The following is a 22,191-nucleotide window of genomic DNA, read 5'->3' on the forward strand; positions in this document are numbered from 1 at the left end:
GGGGACGGCTTTGCAAAACACTGAAGATCTTCTTTACAAACTATTGGCAGGCCAGCTGAAATCTGTCGGATTTTTTACGGAAAACGAAACGCAGCCTGTCATGCAGGGGTTTTACGGCAGGTGGCTGGAAGAAAGCATCTCCATCTTGGTGCAAAAAGGCTTTTTGAAACAGTCAGGCAGTACGTATGTGTTAACAGGTCCGATAGAGCGTGCGGACGTTCTGTGGCAAGAATGGGATGAAAAGAAAGCTCCTTTACTCAAGGACAGCAGCAAACAGGCGATGATCACCTTAGTGGAGACCGCTCTCAGAGCTTTGCCGGATATTTTATCCGGCAGAGTTTCTGCCACTGATGTTCTGTTTCCTGATTCCTCAATGGAATTGGTGGAAGGAATCTATAAAAACAATGAAACGGCAGACTATTATAATGAGGTGCTCGCTGACACATTGACGGCTTTCATTGAAGAACGCCTGAAAGAAGACCCGAACGCGGAAATCCGGATATTAGAGATCGGAGCGGGGACGGGCGGGACGAGCGCGGCCGTGTTCAAAAGATTAAAAGAGTACAAACATCATGTGAAAGAATATTGCTACACCGATCTGTCAAAGGCCTTTTTCATGCATGCTGAAAAAGAATACGGTCCCGACAATCCGTATTTGACTTATAAGCGGTTTAATGTGGAAGAGCCCCCGGCTTTGCAGGGTATAGAGGCGGGCGCATATGACGCGGTAATTGCGGCAAATGTGCTTCACGCGACAAAAAATATTAGGCGGACACTTCGCAATGCCAAAGCGGTGCTGAAAAAGAATGGGATTTTGCTATTAAATGAGATTAGCAGCCATTCGGTTTATTCTCACCTGACATTCGGTCTTTTGGAAGGCTGGTGGCTGTATGAAGACGCCGAACTGCGCATTCCCGGATGCCCGGGGCTGTATCCTGAAGCGTGGCAGTCTGCGCTGGAAAGCGAGGGATATCGGTACGTTACATTTATGGCGGAATCGTCACACCACCTCGGCCAGCAGATCGTGGCGGCAGAAAGCGACGGCGTCATCAGGCAAAAGCAGCCGGACGCGCAGGCGGTTGAAGAAACTGCGGCTTCCAAAGAGCCGGCTGATTTCACAGAACCCTCTTTCTCAGTCACAGACCGGACTGTGCAATTCATAAAAGAAACGTTAGCCAAGTCCATAAAGCTTGCTCCCGAGCGCATTCAGCCGGAAACGAGCTTTGAAAAATACGGCATCGACTCCATTTTGCAGGTGAATTTTATCCGCGAACTGGAAACATTGACGGGCGAGCTGCCGAAAACGGTCTTATTTGAACACACGAATACGAAAGAACTTGCCGAGTATTTGCTGGAAACTTACCCGGATAAGCTGCAACAGGCATTCGGAGCCGAACAAGCGCCTCCTGAAACAAAGCATCCGGAACCTGCAATGAATGAACCGGTGCCGCTTGTCACGGAAACGCGGCGGTTTATCACTGAACAAAAAGAGCCAAAAGCGCCAAAGCCGGAAACAGAAACCGTCACCGTTAATCGTTCTGATTGTGACGACATTGCCATTATCGGCATCAGCGGCCGCTATCCCGAGTCTGAAACCCTCGATGAGCTGTGGGAGCATTTAAAAGCCGGAGACAGCTGTATTACGGAAGCTCCGGAAAACAGATGGAAATCCGGTCTTCTGAAAACAATGGCAAAAGAAACACGAAAAGAAGAACGCAAAACAAGGTACGGCGGATTTCTGCAGCATATTGACGCTTTTGACCATCACTTGTTTGACATCCGGGAAGACCATGTGATGGAGATGACGCCTGAGCTCCGTCTAAGCCTTGAAACCGTATGGGAAACATTTGAAAACGGAGGCTACTCGTTAGAAAGAGTAAACGAATGGCAGGAATCAGACAGCGGCATCGGTGTATTTATGGGCAGTATGTACAATCAATATTTCTGGAATATCCCGTCATTGGAAAAAGCTGCGCTCAGCTCTAACGGAGGGGATTGGCATATCGCCAACCGCATTTCCCACTTTTTCAATTTAACGGGCCCGAGCATGGGCGTTACGACCGCATGCTCCAGCTCACTGAGCGCCATTCATCTCGCCTGTGAAAGCCTGAAGCTTAACAGCTGTTCCATGGCGATTGCCGGAGGGGTCAATCTCACGCTTGAACCGTCTAAATATGATGCGCTCGAACGGGCGAATTTGCTTGAACAGGGAAGTGAAAGCAAAAGCTTCGGAACCGGCACGGGCCTGATGCCGGGAGAAGGAGTCGGGGCAGTGCTCTTGAAGCCGCTCTCCAAAGCGGTTGCCGACAAAGACCATATTTACGGGGTCATTAAAAGCAGCGCGTTGTGTCATAGCGGCGGAAGGCAGATGTACACGGCTCCGGATCCGAAACAGCAGGCGAAGCTCATGGCGGCTTCCATCGACAAGGCCGGAATCAATCCGGAAACAATCAGTTATGTTGAATCAGCGGCAAACGGCTCTGTATTGGGAGATCCGATTGAGGTCATTGCCCTGACAAATGCGTTCGCGCAATATACTGGTAAAAAACGTTTTTGCGCGCTTGGATCCGTCAAGTCAAATCTTGGCCATTTAGAGGCGGCTTCCGGCATGTCTCAGCTCGCGAAAGTGCTGCTGCAAATGGAGCGGGAAACATTAGTCCCGACGATTAACGCAAAACCGCAAAATCCGAATATCAACCTTGAACAAACGGCTTTTTACCTGCAGGAAAAAAACGAGTATTGGGAGCGTATGAGGGATGCCGAAACGGGGGACATCATACCGCGGAGAAGCATGATTAATTCCTTCGGGGCAGGCGGGGCATATGCAAATCTCATCGTAGAAGAATATATCAGCCCGAATTCCGATCAGACCCGTCACGGCGATGAGGAATATATTTTCCCTGTGTCAGCGAAAACAAAATGGAGTTTTGAAGCCTATCTTGACAGACTGGCGGCCTTTTTAGAAAAGACGCCATCTCTTCAACCGGCCGCCATCGCATCCGCGCTGCAAAAAAGAACACATCATTCGGAGTATCGGGCGGCATTTACGGCTTCCTCCATTCAGGAACTGTTGGAAAAGCTGGCCGCTTACCGTATGGATCAGCGGAATCTCAATTTCTCCGATTCTGATATTGGCCGACGTGCGCGGCAATGGGAAAAAGGAGAGAATATCGCGTTTGATCAGTTGCAGCAAGAGCACGCTGTTCATCTGCCGGCCTACGCTTTTGACCACGGGACTTCTTTTCAATTCGGTGAATCAGAAAACGCTGGCGGCGTTCAGGCGGTATACAGTGATGACGATCCATACGTGAAAGGGCATCAATTCAGCGGAGAACCGGTACTCGTCGGCGCTACATATAACAGTCTGGCAGTCGATCATTTTTGTGATCTTTTTCCTGAAGCGGAAGGAGGACAAATTAAAAAACTGAATTACGTCAGCCCCATTACCGTAAAAAAAGGCGATCGCATCGAGCTGAAAACAGAATCGAAACAAAATGGGAATGCATTTGAACTGAGCATAATGCACCGCAGCCGCACGTCTCCTGATTGGAGCATAGCGGCGTATGCCGAGTGCAGCCCGTATCCGTTTCAAAAGCAGCACGCGGATCTGGCGGCCATTCAGCGCTCTTACCGGGAAGTCGGCCGGATAGATGAGTTATACGGAGACGGAACGGGAACCGTCGTGTGGGGAGAAGAATTTAAAACGATCACCCGCCTGTACAAAGGCTCTGATGCCGTTTTAGCGAAAGTGAACCTGAACAATAGCGACTCACAACGAGCGCATCATTATGCCGTAAATCCATTAATCGCCAACAGTGCTTACTTGGCCTCGCTTTCTTTATTGGATCAAACGGAGGCGGAAAGCTATCTGCCGTTCGGCATTAATTCCGTCACCTTCAGCAGCCCTGAAGATCTTACCGATTGCTGGCTGCACATCAAGCTGACCAAACAAACGGGGGAAATGATTCTGATTAACGCAGATGTCATCAGCAGCCGATCGGAAGTGGTGATGCGTTTTGAAGGCTATGCCCTGAAACGGTTCCGCCCGAAAACCGAACAGATGAATCAGCCGGCCCGAACGGCTGTTAAGAATGCGGGAGCACCGATTTCTGCCGGCAGTCTGACAGATGATATCCACAGCTACGTCCTTGGCAAGCTCGCCAAGATGATGGATGAACCCGGGCCATCTCTTCGTTCTGACGCGAATATCATGGAATTGGGACTTGATTCAGCGAGCCTGATCGGGCTGACAAAAGAGATCGGCCAAGAGGCGGACATCGATGTGAATCCAACATTGTTTTTCGAGTATCCGACCGCGGAGGAGCTGACCCGCCACTTCGCGTCAGCATATGAGAGCAAGTTTTCTCAATTGCTTGCCGATCATAAGCATTCAGAAGAGGCCAGGGTCACGGAAACAGAAGAGCGCACTTTACCGAAGAAACAGCATACGCCTTGTGATAACGCCGATGTCAAGCAAGGAATCGCGATTATCGGTATGTCAGCTCAGTTTCCGCAATCCCCGGATATCCAGTCTTTTTGGGAGCACATCGTAAACGGGGATCACTGTATTACCGAAATTCCGGCGGACCGCTGGGACTGGCGCCGTTACGCCGGTGATGAGAATGACACGAGTCTCAGATGGGGCGGTTTTATTGACGGTGTCGGCGAATTTGACCCGCTCTTTTTCGGAATTTCTCCTAAAGAAGCATCACAAATGGGGCCGGAGCAGTTTCTGCTTTTGATGCATACATGGAAGGCAATGGAGGATGCGGGCCTGACAAATAAGGCGTTATCAAGCAGACCGACAGGCGTTTTCGTTGCCGCGGGCAACAGCGATCCGAACAATGGAACAGCCATTCCGTCCATCATTCCGAACAGAATATCATATGCCTTGAATTTACAAGGACCGAGTGAATATTACGAGGCTGCCTGCACGTCAACCCTGGTGGCATTGCACAGGGCGGTTCAATCAATACGTCATAACGAATGTGAGCAGGCTGTCGTGGGTGCCGCCAATATTCTGCAGTCGCCGAAGGGCTTTATCGGTTTTGATTCAATGGGGTATTTAAGCAAAAACGGCCGGGCGAAATCGTTCCAAAAAGATGCCGATGGCTTTGTCAGAAGCGAAGGGACGGGCATTATCATCATCAAACCGCTTGAGGCGGCAATTGAAGACGGCGATCATATTCACATGGTCATTAAAGGAACAGGAGTGTCTCACGGCGGTAAAGGCATGTCGCTTCACGCACCGAATCCGGCGGGAATGAAGGCCGCGATGAAAAAAGCGTACGAAGACACCGACGTTGATCCGCAAACCGTCACTTATATTGAAGCGCACGGCATTGCCTCCGAAATGGCAGATGCGCTGGAGTTTAATGCAATCAAAGCGGGTTACGGCGAGTCTGCAAATCAAGAGGAAAGCGCGCCTTGTTATATCAGTACCGTGAAACCTTGCATCGGGCACGGCGAACTCGCTTCCGGACTGGCCGCCCTTATAAAAGTGGCGATGGCCATGAAGCATCATACCATCCCGGGCATTCCCGGATTTACAGCTGCAAATGAGCAAATGGCCATTCAGAAAAGCCGCTTCCGTTTCACCGAAGACAATCAGGAATGGATACAGCTCACCGACCATACGGGCAGACCGATCCCGCGCCGGGCCGCAATTAACAGCTATGGCTTCGGCGGCATGAATGCGCATGTCGTCTTGGAACAGTACAGCCCGAGCCATAAAGACAAAGAATCTGCGCATGAACCGCAGCTTATCGTGCTTTCTGCTAAGAGTGAAGGGCGTCTTAAGGCGGCCGCAAGTCAGCTGGCTGATTTTGTGCAAACTGGAGATACTCCGTCATTGCGGGATATTGCTTATACGCTTCAGACCGGCCGTGAGGCGATGAACTGCCGCCTGGCACTCGTTGCCCGCAATCAAGATGAATTGCTGGAAAAACTGAAAGAGTACAGAGCATTTTCCGAAGAAGGCAATGGAATGAAAAGCTTCTTTACAGGCAGTCAGCAGACTGGATCAGGAGATATCGGCGTTTTACTGGAAGGGACTCTCGGTACAGTCGTCACAGAGACGCTGTTGGCTGAAAACAATCTGGAAAAGCTTGCATTTTGCTGGGTGAAAGGTGCGGATATACCGTGGGACAGACTCCACCAAGGCAAATCTGTTCAAAGAGTGCCGCTTCCGACATATCCTTTTGAAAACCATAAGTATTGGAACGGCGGTCAGTCAGAAGACATCAGCCTTGCACCGGTTTCACAGAATCCTCAGATCCGCTGCGGGAGCGCGGCTGACATTGTGGCTGACATTTTGGGGATGAAGGCAGCGGAAATGGATCAAAATAAGCCGCTGACTGAATACGGCTTCGATTCAATCTCCTCTATTCAGCTGTTGAAGAAACTTGAGGACGGAGACAGCCGCATCAGTCTGGAGGCTCTTCAGAAATGCAGCACTCTTCAGGAGATCTGCATGCTGTTAAAAACGAACCAACCGCAGGAGACGGGCCGGAATTTTCCCGAACTCGTCAAGCTGAATGAAAGAGAAAAAGGCCGTCCTGTTTTTTGGTTTCACGGCGGAACGGGAGGCGTGGAAGCATACCAGCCATTCGCCAAAAAGAGTCAGCGACCTTTTTACGGTATCCAGGCAAGGGGTTTGACAGGGAAAGAGCCGCTGCAAGGAATCGAAGAGACGGCCGCTTCTTATAAGAGAATCATCCAAGCGGTACAGCCGAAAGGCCCTTATGACCTCGGCGGATATTCCTTGGGCGGCATGCTTGCATATGAAACCGCGCGTCTCTTGCAGGAGGAAGGTCATACGGTAAAAAGCGCCGTCATGATCGACACCCCGTACAGTGAAAAATGGAAAGAAAGAAAACCATCTGTTAAGTCAGTCATGCTGCAAACGATCAATACGATGCTTACAGCATATCTTAAGCCTGAAAACCTTGAAGAGGCATTAATCAGCAGAGAAGACATTACCGTCCAGGCTGAGGAAGAAGAAGTATTGAAAGAATTGATCGGCCTTGCCAAAAAGCGCGGTCTGCCAAAATCCGAAGAAGCAATCCGGATGCAGCTGGAGCAAATGATGAAGACGCAGCTCGCTTACGGAATGGAAGAGTATGACATGAAGCCGCTGCCTCATCCGGAAGCGCTGCAATGCTACTACTTCCGTAATAAAAGCGGTTTGTTCCTCGGAGATCTTGAACGTTATCTGACAGCAGAGGAAGAACAAATTCCGTTAGACCATGATGCGTATTGGAAAGAATGGGAACGCCAGATGAAACAGTTTCACCTGCTGGACGTCCACTCTTCCAATCATGTCACGATGCTGTCGGAACCGAAGCCGCAAAACGCCATTAAGGCATTCTGCGAAAAACTGTACGCAAACAAAGGAACGATAAGCGCAAATTTCCTTAAATCTTTCAGAAAAAAGCTGGACGAAACAAATGAGTTGGTAAAACGGTAATAGAGAACGGCCGGAGCAATCCGGCCGCTTTTTTTATCTATATAGAACTAAATTTACTATGTACTAAATTTTCATTGTTGTATTGATTTCTGTTTATAAGACATTAAAAAAACCCCCGATAAACAGGGGGGGCGATGTTAAAATCTGACAGGAAATGTTTCAAGCCCTCTCAAAAACACATTTTTTCTCCATGTTACATTCTCGGCCGCGCCTTTCAGCTCTATATTCGGAAACCGTTTTAAAAGCGCAGTAAAGGCAATGGATGCTTCCATCCGGGCGAGCGGAGCCCCGAGACAAAAATGAATGCCGAATCCAAAAGAGATATGACGGTTCGGTGTTCTCGCTATATTTAATGTATCAGGATCATCGAAATATTCCGGGTCCCGATTGGCTGAACCAATGCCGATAAATATCATATCGCCTTTTTTAATGGAAACATTTTTATAGGTGAAATCTTCAATCGCCCATCGATTTGCCATCATGATGACGGGAGAGGTATAACGCAAAAGCTCTTCGACCGCCGTCTGGATATTTTCCGGCTGCCGCTTTATCTTCTCCATCTGGTCTTTGTGCAGAAGAAGCGCCAGGGTGCCGGAGCCGAGAAGGTTAACCGTTGTTTCAAGCCCGGCAACGACTAACAAAAACAGCATGGAATACAGCTCTGATTCACTCAGCTTTTGGCCGTCCTCTTCAGCGTAAATAAGCTTGCTCGTCAAGTCTTCACCCGGATGTTTTCTTTTTTCTTCGATCAGTGTTTTCATATATTGTTTAAATTCTTTGAGAGCCTGGTTGGTCGCATCTTGTCCGCTTTCTGACGTGTCGACCATTGCGTTTGTCCACACTTGAAATTTGGCGCGGTCCTCTTTCGGAATCCCGAGCAGTTCGGAAATGACGATAAACGGAAGCGGTGCGGCGAAATCTCTCATGATATCAGGGTCTGCTTTTGTTTCCATTTCATCCAGCAGCTCTTCTGTGATCTGCTCTATCCCGCTGCGAAGCTGCTCAATCATCCGGGGAGTGAACCCCTGATGCACCAAAGAGCGAAGACGTGAATGATCCGGAGGGTCTTTTGCCAGCATATGCTCTGAGACAAAATCGATATCTTCACTGACATTCAGCTTCGCGATCAGCTCCTTCGGCATGACCCGTTTTACATCTCTCGTAATTCTGCCGTCTTTTAAAAACGCCATACAATCATCATAACGCGTGATGAGCCAAGCCGGAAAGGTGCCTCCGAAACGCTGCAGTTCGAATTTATGTATGGGGTCCTGCTCTCTGAATCTGCTTAAAACCGCAAAAGGGTTTTCGTGAAACTCGGGTGAGTGTGGGTGAAACATTGTTTTTTCCATCTGGATTTCCCCGCCTTCATGTTTTTGAAAAGACATAACAAACAGCCGGTGCCTGCCGACCGGACGGCATTCCTCCTTTTATCTGCCGAAGACACTGATCACAACGGCTCATAAGTATGTCTAAAATATATAAGGAAACAGAAGCCGGTTCAATAGACAAATCGTAAAGCCGCCATTTTCGTTGATTATCAACAAAACAGCAAACTTTTTTTGCCATTTCATCATGTGTGTTAAATCCGGCTAATATACATATTTACGCTTCATATCAACTTCTTAAGGAGGATGTGAATGAATGCGTTTATGAAATGGGCGGCAAGTCTGCTTTTGGTGATCTCTCTTCAGTTCGGCTTTACGGGCGCCGGCATCCATTCGGACAGTGCTGCTCGTGCCGCATCCCGATACGATCAGGTGCTGTATTTCCCGCTGTCAAAATATCCGGAGACGGGAAATCATATAAAAGACGCCATTTCGGCAGGTCATTCTGAGATTTGTACAATTGATCGGGGCGGAGCAGAGAATAGAAGGAAAGAATCATTGAAAGGAATTCCGACAAAGCCCGGGTTTGACCGTGATGAATGGCCCATGGCAGTCTGCACAGAAGGCGGGGCCGGGGCTGATATCAGATATGTAACCCCGTCGGATAACCGCGGGGCCGGTTCGTGGGTTGGAAATCAAATGAGCGGATATTCCGACGGCACGAGAGTATTATTTATCGTTCAGTAGCTTCTCCGGTTCGCCGGAGTTTTTTTATGCTCTGAAAAAGCGGCACGCCGGCTGGACATATGAAATGGCAAAGAGTAAACTTATATGTTGGAATCAGCATGAGAAAGGATTGGATCACATTGACAGTGACTACATACCGAAATATTGCACTTTTACTTCTTTGTTTAACAGCGGGAATTGTGGATGTGATCGGTTATTTAAGCCTGGGACATATCTTTACCGCCAATATGACGGGGAACATCGTTCTGTTCGGCCTGGCGATCGGCAACTCGTGGCACCTTGCCGTACTCAAATCGTTAACCTCGTTAATCGGATTTATTGCCGGCGTTATTGTCGCGGCCCTGCTTGTGGGCAATAAAAAGAAATCATTTTGGCCCCCTGCGGTAACTGCCGCTTTAGCTATTGAAGGAGCAGTTTTGCTGCTGTTTGCTTTGTTCTCCTGCTTTTTTGCAGATGCCATTTCTGTTTATGTGCTGATTATGCTGCTCAGCTTCGCAATGGGAATGCAGACGACAGCCGCGAGAAAACTTGGTGTAGCGGGGATTTCCACGACCGTATTAACGGGAACGCTCGCTAATTTTTTTGAAGATCTCACCGCAAGGTTTTACAAAGCGGACAAGCGGAAGCAGTTTACGAGAGATGCTTTATTGCGCGCGCTTGCCTTGGTGCTGTATTGCTTTGGAGCGGTCATCGGCGCTTTTGCCGAACCGGATTATAAGTTTGCCGTGATCTGGCTCCCGATTATCATTATTTTAGGCATTATGCTTTGCGCATTCACGATGTTCCACGGATATTCAGAAGAAAAAAATCAATAAAAAAACGCCGCTGAATCAGGGCGTTTTTTCTTTTTATTGCTCTTTCCGGGTCCCGATTGTATAAACGGCCCGATCTGTATGTACCTTTAATCCGTCTTGCTCCTTTTGGATGGTGATGTCGCCGAGCAGTGGGATTTCATACGCATCTTGGGGAAGCGGGACATTTCCTTCCTCCGTATAGGTTGTGCCGTGCCCTTTTAAGACGAGTTCTTCGTCCGCTACATAGTCATCGGGATGGTTTGTCCGGCGGACGAGAACATCATCAAGGTGAAGCATGATCTGGTCCATATCAGAAATCTCGTTTCGGCTGTCTGTCAGCTCTCCTTTTCTGATATCAAGCGTTTGTCCGATCTGTTTTTGCAGCCATTCAGACAATTCGGTGTTTGTAAGTGCCATTGTGATTCCTCCTTTTATCTACACCATACTTATTCCCTATTTTTTTAGAAATACACTGCCTTGCATTGATCTTTTTTTCTGACAGCCGATTTGTGAAGCGTTCCGAGTTCCTTCATTATAAATGTTTCATCTGTTCACCTGAAAAACGGAGTCATCTGCAGGTGCAGACGACTCCGTTCTCATGATAAAAAGGTTACTCTTTCGGCACGGCGTTTTCAGCGTTTACTGCGCCCGCTCCGTAAATGTTCGGATCTTCATTTGTCCATTGACCCGGACTTTGTTTGATCAGTGTTTTCACTTCGTCAGGCGAAAGCTGCGGGTTCTGCTGAAGGATTAAGGCGGCAATGCCCGCACAGATCGGAGTGGCCATGGACGTGCCCGACAGACTGAAATACAAGGAGCCTACACGGTTTGATTTCTGTAATTTGTCAAGGTATGAACGCGGAGAACGGAGAGATACGATATCGACCCCGGGCGCAAGAATGTCAGGCTTCTCTTTTCCGTACACCGTCGGGCCGCGGCTTGAGAAAGAAGCGACCGTATCGTCCTCATTGCCGGCCGTATCATTGTCATCATAGGCGCCTACCGTGATGACCTTCTCGCTGACACCGGGGCTTGAAATCGTTTGAGCTTCCGGACCGGAGTTGCCTGCGGCGACGCAGACGACGATTCCTTCATTCCATGCCTCTTCAACGGCCTTGACGAGCGGGTCGTCCGTTTCTTTATCATATCTGAGCGCATCTCCGCCCAGTGACATGCTGATGATTCTGATCGGATTCTTTGTGTGTTCTTTATTATATTGTATGCACCATTCCACACCTTCGATGATATCAGCCAAGGTTCCTGATCCTGATTTGTTTAAAACCTTGACTCCGATCAGATCGGCTTCCGGCGCCGGCCCCTGATATTTACCGGAAGATGAAGCGCCGCTGCTTGCGATATCACCGGCGCAATGGGTGCCGTGTCCGTTGTCATCATACGGTTCTGTCTTTTGGTTGACAAAGTCCGCAAATCCGATAACTCTGCCTTCTAAATCGGGATGCTGATAGATTCCGGTATCAATAACGGCGACGGTTACGCCTTTTCCTGTTAATACGGTGCCGTTACGGGTCACTTCTTTTGCATGAGACGATTCAGCTGCCGTATCAAGGAGCGCTTTTACTTCACGGTTTAAATAGATTTTACGGATATCCCGGCATTGCGAAAGAAGCATGTGAAGGGCGGACGGAGTGACTTCGGCGCTGCAGCAATTGATTGTTTGAAACTGCTTTTTTATGGTGCAGCGTTTTTCTTTTGATAAGACCTGTCCTGTGCTGTGAAAACCGGATTCATGGCAGCCCTCTTCAAATTCAATGATGACTGACATTTTCTTTCTGTTTTTCACCTTTTTTTCGAAAAACTTGTGCAAAAAGCAAGGTGTCCATTTGAAAGGTTTATATAACTGTAATACGTTTTCTCTGAGCGGCCAGTCCAGCTTATGAGCATTTGACCGCACCATTTGTACCATTGAGTAACCAAACATATATACTTTTCCTCCCATTCTGGCGATTCTCTCTATACCATATGAACAGGCCGTATGTTCGGTCAGTTTGTTTGTCCTTCAGGAGCGTTGGTTACTTGCGGCTTTTTCCGGAGAAGAAATCGAGTTGAAACGGAACGTTTGTTCGTTTATAATGAAGCCGGCGGAAGGAGGTATATACATGAACATAATATTGAGACATTCCTTGGAAAAACAGCTTCCGATTGATATTATATATATGAAAAAAGACGGCTCCATTTCAAAACGGACCATTATGATAAAAAAAGGGGATGAGCGGGCTGTAACGGCATTTTGCTGTACAAAAAGGCAGATGAGAACTTTTTTGACGGGCTCCATTCTGTCCTGTGCATTCGCTTCGGGAGGCGGATATTCATTTTTAAAAGCGTATTCTTGATGCCGTCCGTTTCCGGCCGTGAATCTCCCGCCCCTGAAAATTCGGGCGTTCCTCCCTTTTTTTTTGCCCTCTCTCAACCTTTTTTCACTGATGCCCGGCATTTGAGCGCTTGAACCGTGACAATCCATTGATTTTTCGAAACCGGGAAGTTTTTCACTGATGATAATGTTAATAGAATGTTAAGATAAGACCTATTGACAAAAATCCATATAATGAACATGTCATTTTTCAGAAAGGAGCAAAGAAGGAGAGCTGATGAAAAGAATTTTACTTAATGTCATCATTATCGTAGCAATGGTCTTACTAATAAGATGTGCTCATTATGCGTCAGACCCTGATCCCTCGAATTCTTCTGATACATACACAGATTTTAAAGATTTGGCTGAACATGAAGACCCCGATGATTATCATATATCGTACAATAAGCGAAAGGGGAGTCCCGTATTGATCATGTCGCCGCACGGAGGGAGAATTGAGGGCGGGGTGAGCGAGATCGTCCGCTCTTTCAGAGATGATTATTCAACCTATCTGTTTGAGGGATTAAAAACGCATGATAACCAGACTCTTCATATTACGAGCACCAGGTTCGATGAGCCTTCAGCAGTCGAAAGCATTAAGCAGCACCATTATGTTATCGCAGTTCACGGTTATAAAGGCGACGAGAAAAATACTCTTGTCGGAGGAAGCGACCGGAAGCGGGCGAAAAAATTGGTGAGAGCTCTCGAACGAAACGGATTTTCTGCAGAATTGGCAACCTCAAAAACCGGTCTGGCCGGGGTTGACACCGAAAATATCAATAACCAGGCGCAAACCGGGCTGAGCATACAGCTTGAGATCAGCAGAGAACAGCGGGAAGCGTTTTTTGATAATTTTGATTACCGCGAAAGGGAATTCACAAAAACGGAGGAATTTTACCGGTTTGTCCGTACGATAAAAAGAGTGATCAATCAAGAGTATTCGTAAGCTTAAAAAAAGACAAACGAGTGAAAGATGAGTAAACTGAAAAAAAGGAGGTTTGTCCCTTGGCAAAACATCACTTTTATTTAAAAGCAAATTGGCCCGGAAATCGCAATGACGTCGGCGATATTAAAAGCGGCCGGCTGGAAACGGCTGTGTCCATTCCTAAGGAAATGGACGGACCCGGAGAAGGCACAAATCCTGATGAAATGCTGCTTGGAGCGGCCGCGACCTGTTATATTATAACGCTTGCGGCGATGATGGAAAGAAGCGGCCTGGATAAAGAAGATCTATATATGGAATCTGAAGGAATTGTAGACGTCACGAACGGTGTGTTCACGTACCAGAAAATCATTCACCGCCCGTTTATATTATTAAAGCCGGATGCAGCCGAAACGGACTTTACGCTCGCCAGGAAGTTAGCGCAAAAAGCAGAGTCCTCATGTATGATTTCACGAGCGGTCCAAGGAAACGTGGAGATGGAGCTTGAGGTTGAAGTAAAAGCTGCCCGCGCTTGACGAGTTCAAACGGTCAGCTCCGGGCCGTTTGATTTTTTTTAGCTTTTTGAGACTTGGAACGGTTCAGCAGGATGACGCCCGTGATGACCAAAACAAGCCCGATCATCATTTTGACTGTCATGGCCTCCTTAAAAACAAAAAAGCCGACAATTGCCGTTAAAGCGGTGCCGACACCTGACCATGTCGCGTATGCGGCGGATAAATCAAGGCTTTTCAATGAGAAGCTCAAAAACATAAAAGAGGCTCCGATTCCGGCAATGACGCCGAGAGCGGGCCACAGGTGCGTAAAACCGTCCGACAGCTTCAGCATCGTGCTCCCGAACACTTCTGATACAATGGCTAATGCCAAGCAAAGTAATCCTTTCATCAGCATGCCTCTCCTTTCTACCAATTCATCAAAATGACACCGGCTAATAAGAAAAAGAGTCCGATGACGGCCTGCTTGTCCAGTTTTTCATGAAACCATTTCGCTCCGATAATGGATGCGAGCACCGTTCCGGCTCCGCTCCATGTTGCATAGGATAAGCTAAGCGGAATGAGATTCAGTGTCAGTGAAAGCATATAAAAGGCCAATGAATAGCCTGCCACTACAAGCGCGCTCGGCAAAAACCGCGTAAATCCGCGGGAGACCTTCAGCATGGCCGCGCCGATTGACTCTGATAAAATAGCAATTGTGAGGAAGATATAACCCAGAATCATATCAAATCCCCCTCTCATCATAATCCTTATGCCTTTTGTTTAAGGCAGTAAAATAAAATAATATCCGAACTTTGCCTGCCAAGTCAAGACATTAGGCCTATACAAAAAGGCCCCCGAGGAGGAACCTTTTTGATTCGTCAATAGTAATACGGATAGCCGTAGCCGTAACCCCCGTACAAGTACGGATTGAATAAAGCGCTCCCGACAAGCCCCCCGACAAGCCCTCCGAAAAACGGTCCGCCGTAAAAACCAAACGGCCGTCCGAATCCATAACCAAACCAAGGCCGGCCAAATCCAAAACCCGGTCGTCCGAATCCAAATCCGAATCCGGGACGCCCGAAGCCGAAGCCCGGCCGTCCAAACCCAAATCCGGGACGTCCGAACCCAAATCCAGGCCGCCCGAACTGTCTCATATCACTATCTACTGCGTATGCGTATTCTTCATTCATAATTAAGGTACCTCCAAGAATAAATTTGAGATGATAACAGAGTATTCAGCCCACCAATTTTTGATTGGGCGTTTATCAAAAAATAAAGGAGTGAGCTTTTGTGGGCCTGTATCAGTCCGATTGGTCAAAAAAACCTCCGCACACACACGCATACCGGGCGGTTACGGATGTAGTGCAGGGGCATTACCATTTGATTGAAGGCTTTTCGCAGCCGGAAAACGGCAGCAATACAGATGAGCATACACATTTCTATACGGGCATCACCTCGTTTGAAAACGGCCATTTTCATAGGTATTACGGCATTTCCGGCCCTGCCATCCCGAGGGTTGACGGAACACATTACCATGAGCTTTCAGAGACCACCTTTGCCGCCTACAATGAGCCGATTCAGATCCAGCACGGCGGCGTCGTTTACGATCCGCGGGAGGAAGGACGGAAAACGCACCGCCATACACTCAAAGGAAAAACGAGAGAGGTTGTCGGAAACGAGCCGATCGGGTGGTAGCGACGTTTAGCGCTCAGGAAAAAGGGCAAAATGGATAGGTGCCTGAAGAAATGAATGCTATAATTAGGGGGAGATTTATAAAAGAGAGTGATACATATTGAAAAATAAAAAACAGCCTGTCGTCATACTTGTCGGACCGACGGCAGTCGGAAAAACAAAACTAAGCATCGGACTCGCGAAAATGCTGAATGCGGAAATCATCAGCGGAGATTCCATGCAGGTATATAAAGGGATGGACATCGGAACGGCCAAAGTCACCGAAGAAGAGACAGAAGGCGTGCCGCATCACCTGATTGATATTTTGGAGCCGTCCGACACTTTTTCAACGGCGGATTATCAAAAAATGGTGAGGGGAAAAATCACCGAGATTGCCGATAGAGGAAAGCTGCCGATGATTGTCGGGGGGACGGGTCTGTACATTCAGTCCGTGCTGTATGACTATACGTTCACGGAAAACTCCGGCGACCCTGTATTCCGGGAGCGCATGGAGAAACTGGCGGCTGAAGAAGGGGCGGAAGCGCTTCATGCCAAGCTTGCGGCAGCCGACCCGGAAGCGGCGGCAGCTATTCATCAAAACAACACGCGAAGAGTCATCCGCGCGCTCGAAATCCTGCATGTATCGGGAAAAACAATGTCAGAGCATCTTAAAACCCAAAAACGGGAGCTGCTTTACAATGCGGTTCTTATCGGTCTTACAATGGACAGAGAAGTGCTGTACGGCCGGATTAACGAGCGCGTTGACCTGATGCTGGAAACCGGCCTTCTTGACGAAGTAAAGCGGCTGTATGATATGAATATCCGGGACAGCCAATCGATTCAGGCGATCGGCTATAAAGAGCTGTATGAATATCTTGATGGAAAAGTGCCGCTCCCTCAGGCTGTGGAGCAATTAAAACAAAATTCAAGGCGATATGCGAAACGCCAGCTGACCTGGTTTCGCAATAAAATGCCTGTTTCATGGACAGATATGACGCCGCCTGTTGATATTGAGCAGAAAAAAAAGGAAATTTTCGAGTGCATAGCAGGAAAACTGGAAATTTAATCGAAACAGTATTGTATTGAGAACCAAGGAGGACGAAACATGAAACCGATTAATATTCAAGATCAGTTTTTGAATCAAATCCGAAAAGACAATACGTTCGTCACGGTGTTTTTACTCAACGGCTTCCAGCTTCGCGGCCAGGTAAAAGGCTTTGACAACTTTACCGTTTTGCTCGAAACGGAGGGGAAGCAGCAGCTTATTTATAAACATGCCATCTCCACGTTCGCCCCGCAAAAAAACGTCCAGCTTGAGCTTGAATAGACTTTTTGAAAAAGACCATGAACAATGGTCTTTTTCTATGCGCATCTGTATATTGCAGGCTGTATATCGGAAACATAAAAGGGGGTTCGGAAAATCGTGTTCGAAAGTGAAAATGAACTGAGAAGAATCAGGATTACGCTCGTTTGGATCGCTGTTTTTTTGCTGTTTGGAGCTTGCAGCAATCATGAGACTGTGGTGACGGATGATGACGGCGGCTCAACGGATACCGAACCGCAGACAGAAGGCATGGTGCAGCTGGAACATAATCGTTTCGGCATCGTTGAGGACGGTTACTTAAAAATATACCGCTATGATGAAAAAACGAATAAAATCGAACTGAAAAAAGAAACGGCGCTGGATGAGCTTGAATAAATTTCACAAGCGTTCGAATTTACAAAGCGGGCCGCACAAGCTACACTAAGTACTGACATTGATCATGCAGAGGGTGAGACGATTGAAACACAAGGTGATAATCAACCATTGGGAAGAAACTTGTGAAGATGATTCCTGCTATGAATATGGAACCAGCATCATCGTTGACGGCAAAGAACTGATCAGAGAGGCTTCCATCACAAGCGCTCTGAAAGCCGTACTGAAAGAAATCGGTGCTGATGTGGAGATTGAAGAAACCGTTGAAAGCGAAAAAAAATGTGATTCTTACAAAAAATAAGAATAAAAGTCTAGACTACTAAGCAGTTTTTTTTCATGTTATGATAGACATCGGCTTACACATGACACCTTGAGTAGGATGAGAGATGATTCTCGTTCTGCTCTCTTTTTTGGGCGTTAATCGGGCCAGAGCCAAAGTCGGCTCTTTCAAAAATATGAATTTTTTATAAATTGATCTCAATATGTTGTGTTTTTCTGAGAGGTTAGTATACTATATATAGTGTTAAGAGATTCATTATTTTTGATAGGTCGTGATAAGGATGGTTCAAATCATATTTGATTCAAAGACAGGGAATGTTCAGCGTTTTGTGAATAAAACAGACTTTCAGCTGATCCGCAAGGTGGACGAAACGGACCACGTGGACACTCCGTTTGTTTTGGTCACCTACACGACAAACTTCGGCCAGGTACCGGCATCAACACAATCATTTCTCGAAAAATACGCCCATCTCTTATTAGGAGTCGCTGCGAGCGGCAACAAAGTATGGGGCGATAACTTTGCAAAAAGCGCCGATACCATTTCGAGACAATATCAGGTGCCGATCTTGCACAAATTTGAACTCAGCGGCACATCTAAAGACGTTGAATTGTTTACTCAGGAGGTAGAAAGAGTTGTCACAAAATCAAGTGCCAAAATGGATCCAGTTAAATAACGAAATCATGATCCAACAAGATGGAAAATTCCAGTTTGATAAAGATAAAGAGGCTGTACATAGCTATTTTGTTGACTATATCAATCAAAACACAGTTTACTTTCACGATTTAAAAGAGAAGCTGGATTATTTGATTGAAAACCAATACTACGAAGAGGAATTCTTAAGCCTTTACTCTTTTGAAGACATTAAAGAAGTGTTTAAGACAGCTTACGCAAAGAAGTTTCGTTTTCCTTCCTTCATGAGTGCGTTTAAATTTTATAATGACTATGCTTTGAAAACGAATGACAAGAAAAGAATCCTCGAGCGTTATGAGGACCGAATCTCAATCGTCGCGCTGTTCTTCGCAAACGGCGATACTGAGAAAGCAAAAGAATATGTAAACCTGATGATCAACCAGGAATATCAGCCGAGTACACCGACATTTTTGAATGCCGGCAGAAAACGCCGCGGAGAACTGGTGAGCTGCTTCTTGCTCGAAGTCAATGATTCCTTAAACGATATTTCACGGGCGATCGATATTTCCATGCAGCTGTCTAAATTGGGCGGCGGGGTTTCTCTTAATCTGTCCAAGCTTCGCGCGAAAGGCGAAGCGATTAAAGATGTTGAAAACGCCACAAAAGGCGTTGTAGGCGTCATGAAGCTTCTTGATAATGCGTTCCGTTACGCTGACCAAATGGGACAGAGACAAGGCTCGGGCGCGGCGTATTTAAACATTTTCCACCGCGATATCAATGATTTTCTTGATACGAAAAAGATTTCTGCGGATGAAGATGTGCGCGTCAAGACGCTTTCTATCGGTGTCGTCATTCCGGATAAGTTCGTTGAGCTTGCACGTGAGGACAAAGCGGCTTATGTATTCTATCCGCATACGATTTATAAAGAATACGGCCAGCATATGGACGAAATGGACATGACGGCGATGTATGAGGAGCTTGTCGACAACCCGCGTGTCAAAAAAGAAAAAGTGAATGCGCGCAAATTGCTTGAAAAGCTTGCCGTTCTCCGTTCTGAGTCAGGTTATCCGTACATTATGTTCCAGGACAACGTAAACAAAGAGCACGCGAATAACCACGTATCAAAAGTGAAATTCTCGAACCTTTGCTCTGAGGTGCTTCAAGCGTCACAAGTTTCGGCTTACACAGATTATGATGAAGAAGACGAAATCGGCTTGGACATTTCCTGCAACCTTGGTTCATTAAATATTTTGAATGTCATGAAACATAAATCGATTGAGCGCACGGTGAAACTCGCGACGGATTCCCTGACTCATGTATCTGAGACGACGGATATCCGCAACGCGCCGGCAGTCAGACGCGCGAACAAAGCGATGAAGTCGATCGGTTTAGGCGCCATGAACCTCCACGGCTACCTTGCCCAAAACGGCATCGCTTATGAAAGCCCGGAAGCAAGAGATTTCGCGAATACGTTCTTTATGATGGTGAACTTTTATTCCATCCAGCGTTCAGCTGAGCTTGCGAAAGAAAAAGGCGAAACGTTTGAGCATTATGAAGGCTCCACTTATGCAACGGGAGAATATTTCAATAAATACATCGAAAAAGAGTTCTCACCGGCATACGAAAAAATCGCTGCGCTCTTTGAGGGCATGCACATTCCGACAATCGAAGACTGGAAAGAGCTGAAGGCGTTTGTCGCTGAACACGGTATGTATCACAGCTACAGACTGTGCATCGCGCCGACAGGCTCCATTTCCTACGTCCAATCCAGCACGGCGTCCGTTATGCCGATCATGGAACGGATCGAAGAAAGAACATACGGAAATTCAAAAACGTATTACCCGATGCCGGGATTAGCGTCTAATAACTGGTTCTTCTACAAAGAAGCTTATGATATGGACATGTTCAAAGTGGTGGATATGATCGCGACAATCCAGCAGCATATCGATCAGGGAATCAGCTTTACCCTGTTTTTGAAAGATACGATGACAACTCGTGATCTGAACCGTATTGATCTGTATGCCCACCATAGAGGCATCAAAACCATTTACTATGCAAGAACGAAAGATACCGGGCAAGATAGCTGCCTTTCTTGTGTTGTTTGATTAAAGGAGAGTTTATAGTGACGAAAATTTATGACGCAGCAAACTGGTCAAAGCATGAAGACGACTTTACCCAAATGTTCTATAACCAAAATGTGAAACAGTTCTGGCTTCCGGAAGAGATTGCTTTAAACGGCGATATCCTCACATGGAAGTACCTCGGGAAAAACGAGCAAGACACGTATATGAAGGTACTGGCCGGATTGACTCTTCTTGATACAGAGCAGGGGAATACAGGAATGCCGATCGTGGCTGAACACGTAGACGGCCACCAGCGGAAAGCCGTGCTGAATTTTATGGCGATGATGGAGAACGCCGTTCACGCAAAATCGTACTCTAATATTTTCATGACACTGGCACCGACTGAAACAATTAATGAAGTATTCGAATGGGTCAAACAAAACAAATTTTTGCAGAAAAAAGCGCAAATCATCGTCGGACTCTACAAAGCGATTAAAAAAGATGACGAGATTTCACTGTTCAAAGCCATGGTTGCATCTGTGTATTTAGAAAGCTTCCTATTCTACAGCGGTTTCTATTATCCGTTATATTTCTACGGACAAGGAAAACTGATGCATAGCGGTGAAATTATCAACCTGATCCTTCGTGATGAAGCGATCCACGGTGTATATGTCGGACTGCTTGCCCAAGAAATATACAATAAACAAACAGAAGCGAAAAAAGCGGAACTTCGCGAATTTGCGGTTGAGCTTTTAGAAGAGCTTTATCACAATGAGCTTGAATATACAGAGGACTTGTACGATCAAGTCGGACTCTCACACGATGTAAAGAAATTCATCCGCTATAACGCCAATAAAGCTTTGATGAACTTAGGGTTCGATCCTTACTTTGAAGAAGAGGATATTAATCCGATCGTATTAAACGGATTAAACACCAAAACAAAATCACATGATTTCTTCTCCATGAAAGGGAACGGCTACAAAAAGGCGACGGTAGAACCGATTAAGGACGAAGATTTTTATTTTGGCCAAGATGAAGAGCAGATATAATATCTGCTCTTTTGGCTTGAATGGAGAGGTAAGACAGGAGGAACGGGCATGAATAAAATGGATGAAATCATCTTGGCTGCACCGCGGAGTGACGTCTTTCAAAACGAAATGCTGACATTTCAGGGAGTCAACAGCGAGGATGAACGTATCGTAAACATTATGGCTCAAATTGAGGCGCATTTTTTTGAAATCAGAAGAGGCGACGCGGAAGAGGACCCGCGATTTAAACAGCCGATTCCGTATGTCGTCATCCGCCGCGATGATGAGGTGTTTGTGTATGAACGGCTCGCCGGCGGAGGGGAATCGCGCCTCCATAATAAGCTTTCTCTCGGCTTCGGCGGACACATGAACCCTATGGAAGGGGCGGCTTCATTTTCGGAAGTGCTGAAACAGAATACCGACCGGGAGCTGGCGGAAGAACTGTACATTCGCGAGGAGGACAAACAAAACATTGTCACACTCGGCCTGATCAATGATGATGAAAACGATGTAGGGAAGGTGCATATCGGCATCCTTTCTGCGCTCCAGTTAGCGTCTGCGGCACAAGTCGAAGTGAAAGAAAAAGATCAAATCGCCGGCCGCTGGATGAAACTGAGCGAACTGAAAGAGGAAAATGTGTATCAGCGTCTTGAAGCTTGGTCTCAGTTTGTCGCCGATATACTTCAATAACAAAAAACCCCCGTT

At 46.9% G+C, this 22,191-nt stretch carries 21 protein-coding genes; 15 read left to right on the plus strand and 6 right to left on the minus strand.

Translation table 11 applies throughout. From position 1 onward, the window contains the following. The first annotated feature begins 10 nt into the window (after window positions 1–10). Complete coding sequence (locus NYE36_RS09140) at window positions 11–7,468, plus strand: beta-ketoacyl synthase N-terminal-like domain-containing protein (RefSeq protein ID WP_094032451.1); 7,458 nt, start codon at window positions 11–13, stop codon at window positions 7,466–7,468. A gap of 137 nt (window positions 7,469–7,605) precedes the next feature. Here NYE36_RS09140 and NYE36_RS09145 read toward each other — a convergent pair whose 3' ends face one another. After that, window positions 7,606–8,817, minus strand: a complete 1,212-nt coding sequence (locus tag NYE36_RS09145) for a cytochrome P450 (protein ID WP_094032462.1) — start codon at window positions 8,815–8,817, stop codon at window positions 7,606–7,608. A gap of 288 nt (window positions 8,818–9,105) precedes the next feature. On the opposite strand from NYE36_RS09145, the gene NYE36_RS09150 reads away from it, so the two are divergent. Then, window positions 9,106–9,540 (plus strand): NucA/NucB deoxyribonuclease domain-containing protein, encoded by a 435-nt coding sequence (locus NYE36_RS09150; protein WP_012117601.1) that lies wholly within the window; start codon window positions 9,106–9,108, stop codon window positions 9,538–9,540. Between the two features lie 59 nt (window positions 9,541–9,599). Then, window positions 9,600–10,355, plus strand: coding sequence for a YoaK family protein (locus NYE36_RS09155; RefSeq protein ID WP_094032452.1), 756 nt, complete (start codon window positions 9,600–9,602; stop codon window positions 10,353–10,355). A gap of 33 nt (window positions 10,356–10,388) precedes the next feature. Here NYE36_RS09155 and NYE36_RS09160 read toward each other — a convergent pair whose 3' ends face one another. Together NYE36_RS09160 and NYE36_RS09165 are read right to left on the minus strand one after the other, a co-directional pair. Further along, on the minus strand, window positions 10,389–10,751 hold the full coding sequence (locus NYE36_RS09160; protein ID WP_007410383.1) for a hypothetical protein: 363 nt from the start codon (window positions 10,749–10,751) through the stop codon (window positions 10,389–10,391). 193 nt (window positions 10,752–10,944) lie between these two features. Further along, complete coding sequence (locus NYE36_RS09165; RefSeq protein WP_020955853.1) at window positions 10,945–12,273, minus strand: S8 family peptidase; 1,329 nt, start codon at window positions 12,271–12,273, stop codon at window positions 10,945–10,947. Window positions 12,274–12,451: 178 nt separating this feature from the next. Here NYE36_RS09165 and NYE36_RS09170 point away from each other — a divergent pair, with 178 nt between their 5' ends. The 3 genes from NYE36_RS09170 (at window position 12,452) to NYE36_RS09180 (ending at window position 14,160) form a co-directional block, all read left to right on the plus strand. Continuing rightward, the gene (locus NYE36_RS09170) at window positions 12,452–12,685 is read left to right on the plus strand and encodes a hypothetical protein (protein WP_015239897.1); all 234 of its coding nucleotides are present in this window, start codon (window positions 12,452–12,454) and stop codon (window positions 12,683–12,685) included. Window positions 12,686–12,940: 255 nt separating this feature from the next. Beyond that, window positions 12,941–13,648 (plus strand): poly-gamma-glutamate hydrolase family protein, encoded by a 708-nt coding sequence (locus NYE36_RS09175; RefSeq protein ID WP_007410381.1) that lies wholly within the window; start codon window positions 12,941–12,943, stop codon window positions 13,646–13,648. Window positions 13,649–13,707: 59 nt separating this feature from the next. Next, window positions 13,708–14,160 (plus strand): OsmC family protein, encoded by a 453-nt coding sequence (locus NYE36_RS09180; RefSeq protein WP_094032453.1) that lies wholly within the window; start codon window positions 13,708–13,710, stop codon window positions 14,158–14,160. 13 nt (window positions 14,161–14,173) lie between these two features. Here NYE36_RS09180 and NYE36_RS09185 read toward each other — a convergent pair whose 3' ends face one another. From NYE36_RS09185 to NYE36_RS09195, 3 genes are all read right to left on the minus strand, one after another. Further along, window positions 14,174–14,527, minus strand: coding sequence for a multidrug efflux SMR transporter (locus NYE36_RS09185; protein WP_007410379.1), 354 nt, complete (start codon window positions 14,525–14,527; stop codon window positions 14,174–14,176). 17 nt (window positions 14,528–14,544) lie between these two features. After that, window positions 14,545–14,859: a multidrug efflux SMR transporter gene (locus NYE36_RS09190; RefSeq protein ID WP_007410378.1), complete on the minus strand. Its 315-nt coding sequence runs from the start codon at window positions 14,857–14,859 to the stop codon at window positions 14,545–14,547. A gap of 137 nt (window positions 14,860–14,996) precedes the next feature. Continuing rightward, a complete protein-coding gene (locus NYE36_RS09195) occupies window positions 14,997–15,308 on the minus strand; it encodes a hypothetical protein (RefSeq protein ID WP_094032454.1) in 312 nt (103 codons plus the stop codon). Window positions 15,309–15,408: 100 nt separating this feature from the next. Between NYE36_RS09195 and NYE36_RS09200 the strand changes: the two genes are divergently transcribed. From NYE36_RS09200 to NYE36_RS09240, 9 genes are all read left to right on the plus strand, one after another. Then, window positions 15,409–15,813, plus strand: coding sequence for a YmaF family protein (locus tag NYE36_RS09200; protein WP_014417831.1), 405 nt, complete (start codon window positions 15,409–15,411; stop codon window positions 15,811–15,813). A gap of 97 nt (window positions 15,814–15,910) precedes the next feature. Further along, the gene (miaA, locus tag NYE36_RS09205; RefSeq protein WP_007410375.1) at window positions 15,911–16,855 is read left to right on the plus strand and encodes a tRNA (adenosine(37)-N6)-dimethylallyltransferase MiaA; all 945 of its coding nucleotides are present in this window, start codon (window positions 15,911–15,913) and stop codon (window positions 16,853–16,855) included. A 39-nt stretch (window positions 16,856–16,894) separates the two neighbouring features. Further along, complete coding sequence (gene hfq, locus NYE36_RS09210) at window positions 16,895–17,116, plus strand: RNA chaperone Hfq (protein ID WP_003154064.1); 222 nt, start codon at window positions 16,895–16,897, stop codon at window positions 17,114–17,116. Window positions 17,117–17,212: 96 nt separating this feature from the next. Continuing rightward, on the plus strand, window positions 17,213–17,488 hold the full coding sequence (locus NYE36_RS09215) for a YmzC family protein (RefSeq protein WP_007611597.1): 276 nt from the start codon (window positions 17,213–17,215) through the stop codon (window positions 17,486–17,488). Window positions 17,489–17,570: 82 nt separating this feature from the next. After that, window positions 17,571–17,786 carry a hypothetical protein gene (locus NYE36_RS09220; RefSeq protein ID WP_003154062.1) on the plus strand — a complete coding sequence of 72 codons (216 nt, stop codon included), beginning with the start codon at window positions 17,571–17,573 and terminating at the stop codon, window positions 17,784–17,786. Window positions 17,787–18,045: 259 nt separating this feature from the next. Further along, entirely contained in the window at window positions 18,046–18,438 is a 393-nt protein-coding gene (nrdI, locus tag NYE36_RS09225; RefSeq protein WP_003154061.1) for a class Ib ribonucleoside-diphosphate reductase assembly flavoprotein NrdI, read from the plus strand. Further along, window positions 18,398–20,500, plus strand: coding sequence for a class 1b ribonucleoside-diphosphate reductase subunit alpha (gene nrdE, locus NYE36_RS09230; protein ID WP_007410373.1), 2,103 nt, complete (start codon window positions 18,398–18,400; stop codon window positions 20,498–20,500). The genes nrdI and nrdE overlap by 41 nt, the downstream gene beginning before the upstream one ends. 17 nt (window positions 20,501–20,517) lie before the next feature. Then, window positions 20,518–21,507, plus strand: coding sequence for a class 1b ribonucleoside-diphosphate reductase subunit beta (gene nrdF, locus NYE36_RS09235; RefSeq protein ID WP_007410372.1), 990 nt, complete (start codon window positions 20,518–20,520; stop codon window positions 21,505–21,507). 48 nt (window positions 21,508–21,555) lie between these two features. Then, the gene (locus tag NYE36_RS09240) at window positions 21,556–22,176 is read left to right on the plus strand and encodes a hypothetical protein (protein ID WP_012117609.1); all 621 of its coding nucleotides are present in this window, start codon (window positions 21,556–21,558) and stop codon (window positions 22,174–22,176) included. The last annotated feature ends 15 nt before the right edge of the window (window positions 22,177–22,191 follow it).

The sequence above is a fragment of the Bacillus sp. FSL R5-0593 genome, from assembly GCF_038603755.1.
GTDB lineage: Bacteria > Bacillota > Bacilli > Bacillales > Bacillaceae > Bacillus > Bacillus velezensis.